General features: G+C 70.5%; 12 protein-coding genes. All 12 read left to right on the top strand.

What is annotated here, in order from left to right; genetic code table 11:
• Positions 1 to 139 precede the first annotated feature (139 nt).
• The 12 genes from HUT18_RS03080 to aroC all read left to right on the top strand — a co-directional run bounded on the left by HUT18_RS03080 (position 140) and on the right by aroC (position 13,996).
• Positions 140 to 853 carry an MBL fold metallo-hydrolase gene (locus HUT18_RS03080; protein WP_176097589.1) on the top strand — a complete coding sequence of 238 codons (714 nt, stop codon included), beginning with the start codon at positions 140 to 142 and terminating at the stop codon, positions 851 to 853.
• 10 nt (positions 854 to 863) lie between these two features.
• Entirely contained in the window at positions 864 to 2,129 is a 1,266-nt protein-coding gene (gene hisS, locus HUT18_RS03075) for a histidine--tRNA ligase (protein WP_176097587.1), read from the top strand.
• A 150-nt stretch (positions 2,130 to 2,279) separates the two neighbouring features.
• Positions 2,280 to 2,927 carry a vitamin K epoxide reductase family protein gene (locus HUT18_RS03070; protein WP_254878406.1) on the top strand — a complete coding sequence of 216 codons (648 nt, stop codon included), beginning with the start codon at positions 2,280 to 2,282 and terminating at the stop codon, positions 2,925 to 2,927.
• A gap of 107 nt (positions 2,928 to 3,034) precedes the next feature.
• Entirely contained in the window at positions 3,035 to 4,423 is a 1,389-nt protein-coding gene (locus tag HUT18_RS03065; RefSeq protein ID WP_176097584.1) for a replication-associated recombination protein A, read from the top strand.
• A 424-nt stretch (positions 4,424 to 4,847) separates the two neighbouring features.
• The gene (rpsD, locus tag HUT18_RS03060) at positions 4,848 to 5,462 is read left to right on the top strand and encodes a 30S ribosomal protein S4 (protein ID WP_176097582.1); all 615 of its coding nucleotides are present in this window, start codon (positions 4,848 to 4,850) and stop codon (positions 5,460 to 5,462) included.
• Positions 5,463 to 5,775: 313 nt separating this feature from the next.
• Positions 5,776 to 6,237 carry a DUF948 domain-containing protein gene (locus tag HUT18_RS03055; protein WP_176097574.1) on the top strand — a complete coding sequence of 154 codons (462 nt, stop codon included), beginning with the start codon at positions 5,776 to 5,778 and terminating at the stop codon, positions 6,235 to 6,237.
• Between the two features lie 7 nt (positions 6,238 to 6,244).
• Positions 6,245 to 6,589 (top strand): DUF6167 family protein, encoded by a 345-nt coding sequence (locus HUT18_RS03050; RefSeq protein ID WP_176097572.1) that lies wholly within the window; start codon positions 6,245 to 6,247, stop codon positions 6,587 to 6,589.
• Positions 6,589 to 9,258, top strand: coding sequence for an alanine--tRNA ligase (gene alaS, locus HUT18_RS03045; RefSeq protein ID WP_176097570.1), 2,670 nt, complete (start codon positions 6,589 to 6,591; stop codon positions 9,256 to 9,258). The genes HUT18_RS03050 and alaS overlap by 1 nt, the downstream gene beginning before the upstream one ends.
• Before the next feature lie 8 nt (positions 9,259 to 9,266).
• A complete protein-coding gene (gene ruvX / locus HUT18_RS03040) occupies positions 9,267 to 9,731 on the top strand; it encodes a Holliday junction resolvase RuvX (RefSeq protein WP_176104257.1) in 465 nt (154 codons plus the stop codon).
• A 122-nt stretch (positions 9,732 to 9,853) separates the two neighbouring features.
• Complete coding sequence (gene mltG / locus HUT18_RS03035) at positions 9,854 to 11,740, top strand: endolytic transglycosylase MltG (protein ID WP_176097568.1); 1,887 nt, start codon at positions 9,854 to 9,856, stop codon at positions 11,738 to 11,740.
• Complete coding sequence (locus tag HUT18_RS03030) at positions 11,737 to 12,561, top strand: shikimate dehydrogenase (RefSeq protein ID WP_176097567.1); 825 nt, start codon at positions 11,737 to 11,739, stop codon at positions 12,559 to 12,561. Before mltG ends, HUT18_RS03030 begins: the two co-directional genes overlap by 4 nt.
• A 250-nt stretch (positions 12,562 to 12,811) precedes the next feature.
• Positions 12,812 to 13,996 (top strand): chorismate synthase, encoded by a 1,185-nt coding sequence (gene aroC, locus HUT18_RS03025; RefSeq protein ID WP_176097565.1) that lies wholly within the window; start codon positions 12,812 to 12,814, stop codon positions 13,994 to 13,996.
• Positions 13,997 to 14,000: the final 4 nt, after the last annotated feature.

The raw sequence follows: 14,000 nt of genomic DNA, 5'->3' as shown, positions 1-14,000 counted from the left end.
CGGGGGCGGCCGGGAACGGGTGCCCCGTACCGTATACGGGTTGGCTGTGAAAACCGCACCGCCGGTAGGCTCTGAGCAGCCGCATTCTCCACTCGGAGCGGTGCGGCCGACTCCCGCCGACGACGAATGAAGGACGATCGTGCTCATTGCCGGGTTCCCCGCCGGGGCCTGGGGCACCAACTGCTACTTGGTCGCCCCCGCCGCTGGCGAGGAGTGCGTGATCATCGACCCGGGCCACCAGGCCGCCGAGGGCGTCGAGGAAACGCTGAAGAAGCATCGGCTCAAGCCCGTCGCGGTCATCCTGACCCACGGCCACCTCGATCACGTGGCCTCCGTCGTCCCGGTGTGCGGAGCGCACGAGGTGCCGGCGTGGATCCACCCCGAGGACCGCTACATGATGAGCGACCCGGAGAAGGCGCTCGGCCGCTCCATCGGCATGCAGCTGATGGGCGATCTGACCGTGGGCGAACCCGACGACGTACGGGAACTGACCGACGGTGCGCGCCTCCCGCTGGCCGGGCTGGAATTCGGCGTCTCCCACGCGCCCGGGCATACCAGGGGGTCGGTGACCTTCCGGATGCCCGAGACCCAGGAGATCCCCTCGGTCTTCTTCTCGGGCGACCTGCTGTTCGCCGGCTCCATCGGCCGCACCGACCTGCCCGGCGGCAGTCACGCGGAGATCCTCGAGTCGTTGGCCAGGGTGTGCCTCCCGCTCGACGACTCGACCGTGGTGCTGTCGGGGCACGGTCCCCAGACGACCATCGGCCAGGAGCGCGCCACCAACCCGTATCTGCGGCAGGTGGCCGCCGGCCTGGGGCCGGATCAGGGATCCGCCCCGCGACGAGGAATGTGACGAGACTTCCGTGACCACCTTTCAGGCCCCCAAGGGCACTTACGACCTCCTTCCGCCGGACTCGGCGACGTTCCTCGCGGTGCGCGAGGCCCTCGCCGCGCCGCTGAAGAACTCCGGGTACGGCTATGTGGAGACCCCGGGCTTCGAGAACGTCGACCTGTTCGCGCGCGGAGTCGGTGAGTCCACCGACATCGTGACCAAGGAGATGTACGCCTTCGAGACCAAGGGCGGCGACCGGCTCGCGCTGCGGCCCGAGGGCACCGCCTCCGTACTGCGCGCGGCGCTCCAGGCCAACCTGCAGAACGAGGGCAACCTCCCGGTCAAGCTCTGGTACTCCGGCTCGTACTACCGCTACGAGCGCCCGCAGAAGGGCCGCTACCGCCACTTCTCGCAGATCGGCGCCGAGGCGATCGGCGCCGAGGACCCGGTCCTGGACGCCGAGTTGATCATCCTCGCGGACCAGGCGTACCGCTCGCTGGGCCTGCGTGACTTCCGGATCCTGCTCAACTCGCTCGGGGACAAGGAGTGCAGGCCGGTCTACCGGGCCGCGCTCCAGGAGTTCCTGCGCGCCCTCGACCTCGACGAGGACACCCGCCGACGGATCGAGATCAACCCGCTGCGGGTGCTCGACGACAAGCGCGAGAGCGTCCAGAAGCAGCTCACCGGTGCGCCGCTGCTCGGCGACTACCTGTGCGACGCCTGCAAGGCGTACCACGAGCAGGTCCGCGAACTGCTCGCCGAGGCCGGTGTCGACTACGAGGACGACCCCCGGCTCGTCCGCGGGCTCGACTACTACACCCGCACCACCTTCGAGTTCGTCCACGACGGGCTCGGCTCGCAGTCGGCGGTCGGCGGCGGCGGGCGCTACGACGGGCTCTCGGAGATGATCGGCGGCCCCTCGCTGCCGTCCGTGGGCTGGGCGCTCGGCGTGGACCGGACCGTGCTGGCACTGGAGGCCGAGGGCGTGAAGCTCGAACTGCCGCCCGCCACCAGTGTGTTCGCGGTTCCGATGGGCGAGCAGGCGCGGCGGGTGCTGTTCGGCACGGTCACCGCGTTGCGCCGGGCGGGCATCGCCGCCGACTTCGCCTTCGGCGGGCGCGGCCTGAAGGGCGCCATGAAGATGGCCAACCGCAGCGGGGCGCGCTACGCCGTCATCGCGGGGGAGCGCGACCTCGACGAGGGTGTCGTCCAGCTGAAGAACCTGGAGTCCGGCGAGCAGAGCGCCGTCGAGGTGGACGCGGTGGTGGACCGGATCGCCCGGGAACTCGGACGGTAGGTGGAGGTGGGGGTCCCGGCCGCGAGCCGGGGCCCCGCACCCGAGGGCACGGTTCACAGCTCGTGCTTATGCGCAGCGAACGGACCGAACGGGTTGTAGTACGGCACAATGGCCCTGCCCGCAGACCGGCCGAGTGACGGAACAGGCGTGATGAGCGAGACGAAGACAGCCACCGACGGCGCCTCCTCCGGCTCGACGAGCCATACCGGCGCCTCCGGACGGCTGGTGGGCGGCAGTACCGCGTTCGCCCTGCTGCTGGTCCTCACCGGCGCGGCCGGTGTCCTCGCCTCCTGGGTGATCACCCTCGACAAGTTCAAGCTGCTCGAGGACCCCAACTTCACGCCAGGGTGCAGCATCAACCCGGTCGTCTCCTGCGGAAGCATCATGAAGAGCGACCAGGCGGAGGCCTTCGGCTTCCCGAACCCCCTGCTGGGACTGGTCACCTACGCCATCGTGGTCTGCGTCGGCATGAGCCTCCTGGCCCGCGCCCGCTTCCCGCGCTGGTACTGGCTCACCCTCAACTTCGGCACCCTCTTCGGGGTCGGCTTCTGCACCTGGCTGCAGTTCCAGTCGCTGTACCGCATCAACGCCCTGTGCCTGTGGTGCTGCCTGGCCTGGGCCGCCACGATCATCATGTTCTGGTACGTGACCTCCTCCAACATCCGGCACGGGCTGCTGCCCGCGCCGAGCTGGCTGCGGGCCTTCTTCGGCGAGTTCACCTGGGTCCTCCCGGTGATGCACATCGGCGTGATCGGGATGCTGATCCTGACCCGCTGGTGGGACTTCTGGACCAGCTGAGCCGGGGCGTACGGGCAGGGGCCGCCGCCCGCCCGTAACGGATCCTCGCGCTGCCGTCGCACCTGTACGGGACGGCACTGTCAGTGCGGTGCCATAGGGTTTTCGGCGTGGAGCCCGATCTGTTCACCGCCGCCGCCGAGGACCGCCAGGAGAAGGACCCGGCGAGCAGTCCGCTCGCCGTCCGTATGCGCCCGCGCATCCTGGACGAGGTCGTCGGCCAGCAGCACCTGCTCAAGCCCGGATCGCCGCTGCGCCGCCTGGTCGGCGAGGGCGGCGGCGGGCCCGCGGGCCCGTCGTCGGTGATCCTCTGGGGGCCGCCGGGCACCGGCAAGACCACCCTCGCGTACGTGGTCTCCAAGGCCACCAACAAACGCTTCGTGGAGCTCTCGGCGATCACCGCGGGCGTCAAGGAGGTCCGGGCCGTCATCGACGGGGCCCGGCGCGCCACCGGCGGCTACGGCAAGGAGACGGTCCTCTTCCTGGACGAGATCCACCGCTTCAGCAAGGCCCAGCAGGACTCGCTGCTCCCGGCCGTCGAGAACCGCTGGGTCACCCTGATCGCCGCCACCACCGAGAACCCGTACTTCTCGGTGATCTCCCCGCTGCTCTCCCGCTCCCTGCTGCTCACCCTCGAACCGCTCACCGACGAGGATCTGCGCGGACTGCTGCGCCGCGCGCTCACCGACGAGCGCGGGCTCGGCGGGGCGGTGACCCTGCCCGAGGACGCCGAGGCGCATCTGCTGCGCATCGCGGGCGGCGACGCGCGCCGTGCGCTGACCGCGCTGGAGGCGGGCGCGGGTTCGGCGCTCGCCAAGGGCGAGGGCGAGATAACCCTGTCCACCCTGGAGGACTCCGTCGACCGCGCGGCGGTCAAGTACGACCGGGACGGCGACCAGCACTACGACGTCGCCAGCGCCCTGATCAAGTCGATCCGGGGCTCGGACGTGGACGCCGCCCTGCACTATCTGGCCCGGATGATCGAGGCGGGCGAGGACCCCCGCTTCATCGCCCGCCGCCTGATGATCTCGGCCAGCGAGGACATCGGCCTGGCCGACCCCACCGCCCTGCCCATCGCGGTGGCCGCCGCCCAGGCCGTGGCCCTGATCGGCTTCCCCGAGGCGGCGCTCACCCTCAGCCACGCCACCATCGCGCTGGCCCTGGCGCCCAAGTCGAACGCCGCGACCACCGCCATCTCGGCCGCCCTGGAGGACGTACGCAAGGGCCTGACCGGCCCCGTGCCGCCACACCTGCGCGACGGCCACTACAAGGGCGCCGCCAAACTCGGCCACGCCCAGGGCTACGTGTATCCGCACGACGTCCCCGGCGGAATCGCCGCCCAGCAGTACGCCCCCGACGCCCTGCACGGCAAGGAGTACTACCGCCCGACGCGGTACGGCGCGGAGGCGCGGTACGCCGATGTCGTCGAGCGGGTGCGCGGGCGGCTGACCGAGGGGCGCGGCGGCGAGGGGGGCCGTGGCTCCGAGGACCGGGCGTGATCCCGGACGCACCCCCGACGTCCGCACCGAGCCGGATCGCCGGCCATCGCCCGCGCGGCCACGCACCGCAGCGCCCGTGACCTGGGCGTACGGGGCACCCGCCGGGAACCGGTAGACTCGCCGCAGCGCTGCGTCCCGTGTCCGGCCCCGGTCGGCACCACCAGAACGGGACATGCAGCCGGAGCACCGGCCCAGGCCGGATGTCTCCAGGAGCGTCGCGCACCCGTCGAAGGTGTCGCGGGCAGCCCACCACCCCGGTCCCCTCGGGACAGGATGCGGTGGGCCACTCGCGTGCTGCACGTATGTGCCCAGAACTCGGGAGCGGCTGCCTGCCCGTCCGCTGTGCGGTCGGGCCGGTTTCCCGGTCTGCGGATGCGACCTCCCCTAACCCTGGTGAGCCGATTCGAAAGAAAGAGGTTGGTTCGTGCCGAACCAGTCCCGTCCCAAGGTCAAGAAGTCGCGTGCGCTCGGTATCGCGCTGACCCCGAAGGCTGTCAAGTACTTCGAGGCCCGCCCCTACCCGCCGGGTGAGCACGGCCGTGGCCGCAAGCAGAACTCGGACTACAAGGTCCGACTGCTCGAGAAGCAGCGTCTGCGTGCGCAGTACGACGTTTCCGAGCGCCAGCTGGTGCGCGCCTACGACCGCGCCAGCAAGGTCCAGGGCAAGACCGGCGAGGCCCTGATCGTCGAGCTGGAGCGTCGTCTCGACGCCCTGGTTCTGCGCTCCGGCATCGCGCGCACCATCTACCAGTCGCGCCAGATGGTCGTGCACGGTCACATCGAGGTCAACGGCAAGAAGGTCGACAAGCCCTCCTTCCGTGTCCGCCCGGACGACGTCGTGATGGTGCGTGAGCGCTCTCGCGAGAAGCCGCTGTTCCAGGTCGCCCGCGAGGGTGGCTTCGCGCCCGAGGGCGAGACGCCGCGTTACCTCCAGGTCAACCTGAAGGCCCTGGCCTTCCGCCTGGACCGCGACCCGAACCGCAAGGAGATCCCGGTGATCTGCGACGAGCAGCTCGTCGTCGAGTATTACGCCCGCTGACCCTGGCGTAGCACCGCGCTCCGCGCACCGGCCCGCCGCCCGCACCGTCCCTTCGGGGACCGTGGGCGGCGGGCTCTCGCGTTGCCGGGCCGCAACCCCGCTCCGGCCCGCCGCCGGGACCTTGTGTCGAGGTGCCCCGAAGCCGTCACGAGGCCCGCACCAACGCGGCACGGACGGGGCGGTAATGCGGTACGGAGCAAAGGGACGGGCGCGATAGGCTCGGGAGACGAGAATGCGACGTTCCGATGTTCCGTTCCGTGCGGGGCCGTTCGGCCCGGCGGCACACACGCGATGTTCAGGCAGGGGTGCGACAGTGTCCGGTGGAGAGGTGGCCGGGATCCTGGTGGCCGTCTTCTGGGCGATTCTGGTCTCCTTCCTCGCCGTTGCTCTGGTGAGGCTGGCGCAGACGCTCAAAGCGACCACCAAGCTCGTGGCGGACGTGACCGAACAGGCCGTGCCACTCCTCGGGGACGCCTCCCGTGCGGTCCGTTCCGCGCAGACCCAGCTCGACCGCGTGGACTCCATCGCCTCCGACGTCCAGGAAGTCACCTCGAACGCCAACGCCCTGTCGACGACGGTCGCCAGCACCTTCGGCGGGCCCCTGGTCAAGGTGGCCGCCTTTGGTTACGGAGTGCGCCGCGCGCTCGGCCGCAAGGCCGCCGACGGCCCGGCCCCCGCCGAGGACCGGCCCGGCCGCACCGTGATCGTCGGACGTACCGTGCCCGCGTCCCGGCGGGCCCGGCGCGCACAGCGGGCCGACCGGAAGAAGGACTGACGCAGCGATGTTCCGCCGTACGTTCTGGTTCACCGCGGGCGCTGCCGCCGGTGTGTGGGCCACCAGCAAGGTCAACCGCAAGATCCAGCAGCTGACCCCCGAAAGCCTCGCCGCGCAGGCGGCGAACAAGGCAGTCGAGGCCGGTCACCGGCTCAAGGACTTCGCGCTCGACGTCCGCGACGGCATGGCCCAGCGCGAGGCCGAACTCGGCGACGCACTCGGCATCGGCGAGGCGGCACCCCGGGAGCTGCCCCGGCCCCGGCGGTTCAGCGCCCTGGAGAACCTCCAGCACAGCAAGCACCACAACCCCGGACACACCACCTACTCGTACAACCGGAATGAGGACCACTGATGGAGTCGGCTGAAATCCGCCGCCGCTGGTTGCGCTTCTTCGAAGAGCGCGGGCACAAGGTCGTGCCGTCGGCGTCGCTGATCGCAGACGACCCCACGCTGCTCCTCGTCAACGCCGGCATGGTGCCCTTCAAGCCCTACTTCCTCGGCGAGGTGACGCCGCCCGCGCCGCGCGCCACCAGCGTGCAGAAGTGCGTCCGCACCCCGGACATCGAAGAGGTCGGCAAGACCACCCGGCACGGCACCTTCTTCCAGATGTGCGGCAACTTCTCCTTCGGCGACTACTTCAAGGAAGGCGCCATCAAGCTGTCCTGGGAGCTGCTGACCGGCTCCGTCGAGGACGGCGGCTACGGCCTGGACCCGGAGAAGCTCTGGATCACCGTCTACCAGGACGACGACGAGGCCGAGCAGATCTGGCTCAACACCGTGGGCGTGCCCGCCGAACGCATCCAGCGCCTCGGCAAGAAGGACAACTTCTGGTCCATGGGCGTCCCCGGCCCCTGCGGCCCCTGTTCCGAGATCAACTACGACCGCGGACCCGAGTTCGGCGTCGAGGGCGGCCCGGCCGTCAACGACGAGCGGTATGTGGAGATCTGGAACCTGGTCTTCATGCAGTTCGAACGCGGCGAGGGCACCGGCAAGGAGGACTTCGAGATCCTCGGTGACCTGCCGAGCAAGAACATCGACACCGGCCTCGGTCTCGAACGTCTCGCCATGATCCTGCAGGGCGTACGGAACATGTACGAGACGGACACCCTGCGCGTGGTCATCGACAAGGCCACCGAACTGACCGGCGTCGCCTACGGCTCGGGCAAGGACTCCGACGTCTCGCTGCGCGTCATCGCCGACCACATGCGCACCTCGGCCATGCTCATCGGCGACGGCGTCACCCCCGGCAACGAGGGCCGCGGCTACGTCCTGCGCCGCATCATGCGCCGCGCCATCCGCAATATGCGCATCCTCGGCGCCTCCGGCCCGGTGGTGCGGGAGCTGCTCGACGTCGTCCTGGACACGATGGGACAGCAGTACCCGGAGCTGCTCACCGACCGGAAGCGGATCGAGGGCGTCGCGCTGGCCGAGGAGGCCAAGTTCCTCAAGGCCCTCAAGGGCGGCACCAACGTCCTGGACACCGCGGTCACCGAGACCAGGTCCGCGGGCGGCACCGTGCTCTCCGGCGACAAGGCGTTCCTGCTCCACGACACCTGGGGCTTCCCGATCGACCTCACGCTGGAGATGGCCGCCGAGCAGGGCCTGAGCGTCGACGAGGACGGCTTCCGGCGCCTGATGAAGGAGCAGCGCGAGCGCGCCAAGGCCGACGCCCGCGCCAAGAAGACCGGCCACGCCGATCTGCACGCCTACCGCGAGATCGCCGACTCCTCCGGCGAGACCGACTTCATCGGCTACGGCCACCTCGAAGGGGAGTCGCACATCGTCGGCCTCCTCGTCGACGGCGTCTCCTCGCCCGCGGCCACCGAGGGCGACGAGGTGGAGGTCGTCCTCGACCGCACCCCGTTCTACGCCGAGGGCGGCGGCCAGATCGGCGACACCGGCCGGATCCGGCTCGACAGCGGCGCCGTGATCGAGGTCCGCGACTGTCAGAAGCCGGTGCCCGGTGTGTACGTGCACAAGGGCGTCGTCCAGGTCGGCGAGGTGACCGTCGGCGCCGCCGCGCAGGCCACCGTCGACGTGCGCCGCCGCAAGGCCATCGCCCGCGCCCACTCGGCCACCCACCTGACCCACCAGGCGCTGCGCGACGCCCTCGGCCCGACCGCCGCCCAGGCCGGTTCGGAGAACCAGCCGGGCCGCTTCCGCTTCGACTTCGGCTCGCCCTCGGCCGTGCCCACGGCCGTGATGACCGACGTCGAGCAGAAGATCAACGAAGTTCTGGCCCGCGAACTCGACGTCCAGGCCGAGGTCATGGGTATCGACGAGGCCCGCAAGCAGGGCGCCATCGCCGAGTTCGGCGAGAAGTACGGCGAGCAGGTCCGGGTGATCACCATCGGCGACTTCTCCAAGGAGCTCTGCGGCGGCACGCATGTGCACAACACCGCCCAGCTCGGCCTGGTGAAGCTGCTCGGCGAGTCCTCCATCGGCTCGGGCGTGCGGCGCATCGAGGCCCTGGTCGGCGTGGACGCCTACAACTTCCTGGCCCGTGAGCACACCGTGGTCGCCCAGCTCCAGGAACTGGTGAAGGGGCGTCCCGAGGAGCTGCCCGAGAAGATCTCCGGCATGCTCTCCAAGCTCAAGGACGCCGAGAAGGAGATCGAGAAGTTCCGCGCCGAGAAGGTGCTCCAGGCCGCCGCGGGGCTGGCCCAGGGCGCCCAGGACGTGAAGGGCGTCGCCCTGGTCACCGGCCGGGTGGCCGACGGCACCGGCGCCGACGACCTGCGCAAGCTGGTCCTGGACGTACGCGGCCGCATCCCCGGCGACCGTCCGGCCGTGGTCGCCCTGTTCACCGTGGCCAGCGACCGCCCGCTGACGGTCATCGCCACCAACGAGGCCGCGCGCGAGCGTGGTCTGAAGGCCGGTGACCTGGTGCGCACCGCCGCCAAGACCCTCGGCGGCGGCGGTGGTGGCAAGCCGGACGTCGCCCAGGGCGGCGGCCAGCGCCCGGAGGCCATCGGCGAGGCCGTGGCCGCCGTCGAACGCCTCGTCGCCGAGACGGCGTGAGCACAGCGATGCGCCGCGGCCGCCGCCTCGCGGTCGATGTCGGGGACGCCCGGATCGGGGTCGCCTCCTGCGACCCCGACGGGATCCTCGCGACGCCGGTGGAGACCGTGCCGGGACGTGACGTCCCGGCCGCCCACCGGCGGCTGGCCGCACTCGTCGCGGAGTACGAGCCCCTCGAGGTGGTCGTCGGACTGCCGCGTTCCCTGAACGGACGAGAGGGCCCCGCCGCGACGAAGGTCCGCACCTTCGCCCGCGAACTCGCCCGCAACATCGCACCAGTGGCGGTACGGCTCGTGGACGAGCGGATGACCACGGTGACCGCAGGCCAGGGGCTGCGCGCCTCCGGCGTCGGGTCCAAGAAGGGCCGCGCGGTGATCGACCAGGCGGCGGCGGTGGTGATCCTCCAGAACGCCCTGGAGACCGAGCGCACCTCGGGCCGGGCTCCGGGGGAACCCGTCGAAGTGGTGGCCTGATCGCGATACGGTAACGTTCCGCGCGATGCGCCGGTGTTCGAACAGCCGGCGACAGCAAGAGGCTTCTTCCGCTGCCGTGCCTCGCGGCCGCGCAGCGTGCGCCTCGCGGCTCTAGGGGATTGATGACTGAGTATGGCCGGGGCCCAGGGCCCCAACCGTGGCATCCGGAAGACCCTCTGTACGGCGACGGATACGGCACTCAGCAGTCATCGGGCGGGCAGCCTCAGTACGACGGCCAGTCCCCGCAGCCCTACGAGGACCTGAACTCCGGCGCCCAGCCGCACTACGGCCACCAGCCCTACGGCCAGGGTCACCCACAGCCCGGGCAGCCCTATGACACAGGAGTCCAGGGGCCGTACGGCCAGCAGTACGACCCGGGCCACCAGCAGTACGGCGGCGGACAGCAGCCGTACGACACCGGGCAGCAGCCCTATGACACCGGTCAGCAGTCGCAGTACGGCGCGGGGCAGCAGCCCTACCAGGGCGAGCCCTACCAGGGCGGTCAGCAGTACGACGGTGGCGGGCAGTACGACGGCGGCTGGGACACCGGAACGCAGCAGGCGCAGACCTACGGTTCCGGCGGGCACCCCGACCCGTACGGCACTCATGGCCACGGCCACCCCGCTCAGCCGGGACAGGGCGGCGAACACTACGGCGCCGAGGGCTACCCCCAGCAGGCGCAGCCCGGCGGACCGCAGGCGCAGTACGGCCACCCCGGGCCGCAGGGGCAGCAGGCTCCGGCGGACCCGCACCGGCCCGAGCCGAATCCGCGCCGCGGTGAACCGGCCGAGCCGCCCACCGACTGGGACCCGGGTCCGGACCAGGGCGAGCACGCCTTCTTCTCGGTCGACGACGCGGACGATGCCGACGACGAGCCGACGGGCCGCAAGCGCGGACGCCGGGGCGGCGGCGAGGAGAAGAAGAGCCGCAGCGGCTGCTCCTGCATGGTGGCCGGAGCCCTGCTGCTCGGCCTGATCGGCGGCGGCGGTTACTTCGGTTACCAGTTCTACCAGGACCGGTTCGGACCGGCGCCGGACTACGACGGTGCGGGCAGCGGCAATGTCACGGTCGAGATCCCGCAGGGCGCCACCGGCTACGAGATGGGCAAGAAGCTCGCCGCCGCGGGTGTGGTGAAGAGCGCGGACGCCTTTGTCGAGGCACAGGGCGACAACCCGGACGGGATGGAAATCCAGCACGGGTTCTACACGCTCAAGAAGCAGATGTCCGGAGAGAACGCGGTCGCGCTGATGCTCGACCCGAAGAGCCGCAATGCGCTCATCATCGGCGAAGGCCGACGCAATGCGGCGATCTATGCGGAGATCGACAAACGCCTCGGTATCAAGGCCGGTACCACCGAGGGTGTCGCGAAGAAGGAATGGAAGAAGCTCGGCCTGCCGGACTGGGCGAACAAGAGCAGCAAGATAAAAGACCCGCTCGAAGGCTTCCTGTTCCCGGCCAGCTATCCCGTGGACAAGAGCATGAAGCCCGCGGACGTGCTGAAGAAGATGGTCGACCGGGCCAACGCCGAGTACGCGAATTACGACCTGGAGGGCAAGGCCAAGGAGCTGGACCTCAAGGATCCGCTCCAGGTCGTCACGGTCGCCAGCCTCGTCCAGGCCGAGGGAATGACGCACGACGACTTCCGCAAGATGGCGGCTGTCGTCTACAACCGGCTGAAGCCGACGAATACCGTGACGAACCAGAAGCTCGAATTCGACTCCACGTACAACTACGTGAAGAACCAGAGCGAGATCGACATTCCGGTCAGTCAGATCCGCAATTACGACAACCCGTACAACACGTACTTCTATCGCGGTCTGACGCCCGGTCCCATCGGAAACCCGGGCAAGGACGCGCTGGAGGCGGCGACCAGTCCGGACACCGAGGGCTGGATGTTCTTCATCTCGATGGACTGCCGGACCACCACGTTCTCCAAGACGCTCGGCGAACACCAGAAGTATGTCGACGAGTTCAACAAGCGGCGCAAGGAAGGCAAGGACTGCGAATGACGGTGCGCAAGGCGGCCGTGCTCGGTTCCCCGATCGCCCACTCCCTGTCACCCGTACTGCACCGGGCCGCGTACGCGGAACTGGGCCTGGCGGACTGGGAGTACGGACGCTTCGAGGTGGACGAGTCCACGCTCGCCGGGTTCCTCGCCGGGCTCACCGGCGAGTGGGCGGGCCTCTCGCTGACCATGCCGCTCAAGCGTGCCGTGATCCCGCTGCTCGACGAGGTCACCGCCACCGCCGCCTCGGTGGAGGCCGTCAACACCGTGGTGTTCACCGCGGACGGGCGCCGCCGCGGCGACAACACCGATATCCCGGGCATGATCGCCGCCCTGCGCGAGCGCGGCATCGACAAGGTCGAGTCGGCCGCGATCCTGGGCGCCGGAGCCACCGCCTCCTCCGCGCTCGCGGCGCTCGCCTCGGTGTGCACCGGCGAGGTCGTCGCCTATGTCCGCAGCGCGGAGCGGGCGGCCGAGATGCGCGAGTGGGGCAGCAGGCTGGGCGTCCCGGTCCGTACCGAGGAGTGGTCCGAGGCCGCCCGGGCGCTGAGCGCCCCCCTGGTCGTGGCGACCACACCCGCCGGGGCCACCGACGCGCTCGTCGAAGCGGTGCCCGAGCGCCCCGGAGCGCTGTTCGACGTGCTCTACGACCCGTGGCCCACGGCGCTGGCCGCCCGCTGGTCGACGGGAGGGGGAGCGGTGGTCGGCGGGCTCGACCTGCTGGTGCACCAGGCGGTGCTCCAGGTCGAGCAGATGACCGGCTGTGAACGCGCACCGCTCGACGTGATGCGCGAGGCCGGGGAACGGGCCCTCTCCGCGCGCTGACGAGGGGGCCGGGGGTGCGGGGTTCAGGCCGGATTCACCGGTAGCGAAGGTTCCATAGGACCCGCTGTACAGCGGAGTGACATATTCCGCCGGGACCCTCTCGACGAACCTGACGAACTGCGGTAGCGCGACGTCCGTCAGGTGGACCACGAGCCGGGCTCGAGGACGGGACATGGGAGGATCGAGAGTGGCACCGGGGGCATCCCCGAGGCCATCTCGCAGATCCAGGCGTGAGGATTGAGGAGCACCGTTGAGCAGGTTGCGCTGGCTGACGGCGGGGGAGTCCCACGGACCCGCACTTGTCGCGACGCTGGAGGGCCTTCCCGCCGGCGTGCCGATCACGACGGACATGGTGGCCGACCACCTCGCCAGGCGCCGCCTCGGCTACGGCCGCGGCGCACGGATGAAGTTCGAGCGTGACGAGGTCACGTTCATCGGCGGGGTGCGGCACGGCCTCACCCTGGGTTCCCCGGTCGCCGTCATGGTCGGCAACACGGAGTGGCCCAAGTGGGAGAAGGTCATGGCGGCCGACCCGGTCGACCCGGCCGAGCTCGCCGCCCTCGCCCGCAACGAACCGCTGACCCGCCCCCGGCCCGGTCACGCCGACCTGGCCGGAATGCAGAAGTACGGCTTCGACGAGGCCCGCCCGATCCTGGAGCGCGCCTCCGCGCGCGAGACCGCGGCCCGGGTGGCGCTCGGCGCCGTGGCCCGCTCCTACCTCAGGGAGACCGCGGGCATCGAGATCGTCTCGCACGTGATCGAGCTGGCGAGCGCCAAGGCGCCGTACGGCGTGTACCCGACCCCGGCCGACGTCGAGAAGCTGGACGCCGACCCGGTGCGCTGCCTCGACGCGGACGCGAGCAAGGCGATGGTCGCCGAGATCGACCAGGCCCACAAGGACGGCGACACCCTCGGCGGCGTCGTCGAGGTGCTCGCCTACGACGTGCCGGTCGGACTCGGCTCGCACGTGCACTGGGACCGCCGTCTGGACGCCCGGCTCGCCGCGGCGCTCATGGGCATCCAGGCGATCAAGGGTGTGGAGGTCGGCGACGGCTTCGACCTGGCCCGGGTCCCCGGCTCCAAGGCGCACGACGAGATCGTGAACACCGAGGACGGCATCCGCCGCTCCACCGGCCGGTCCGGCGGCACCGAGGGCGGCCTGAGCACCGGTGAACTGCTGCGTGTGCGCGCCGCGATGAAGCCCATCGCCACCGTGCCGCGTGCCCTTGCCACCGTCGACGTGAAGACCGGTGAGGCCACCAGCGCCCACCACCAGCGCTCCGACGTGTGCGCCGTCCCGGCGTCCGGCATCGTGGCCGAGGCGATGGTGGCCCTGGTCCTCGCCGACGCCGTCGCGGAGAAGTTCGGCGGCGACAGCGTCACCGAGACCCGTCGCAACGTCCGCTCCTACCTCGACAATCTGCACATCCGGTGAGCGC

This window comes from Streptomyces sp. NA04227, from assembly GCF_013364195.1.
Lineage (GTDB): Bacteria > Actinomycetota > Actinomycetes > Streptomycetales > Streptomycetaceae > Streptomyces.
This window is presented reverse-complemented; position numbering and strand designations above follow the sequence as displayed.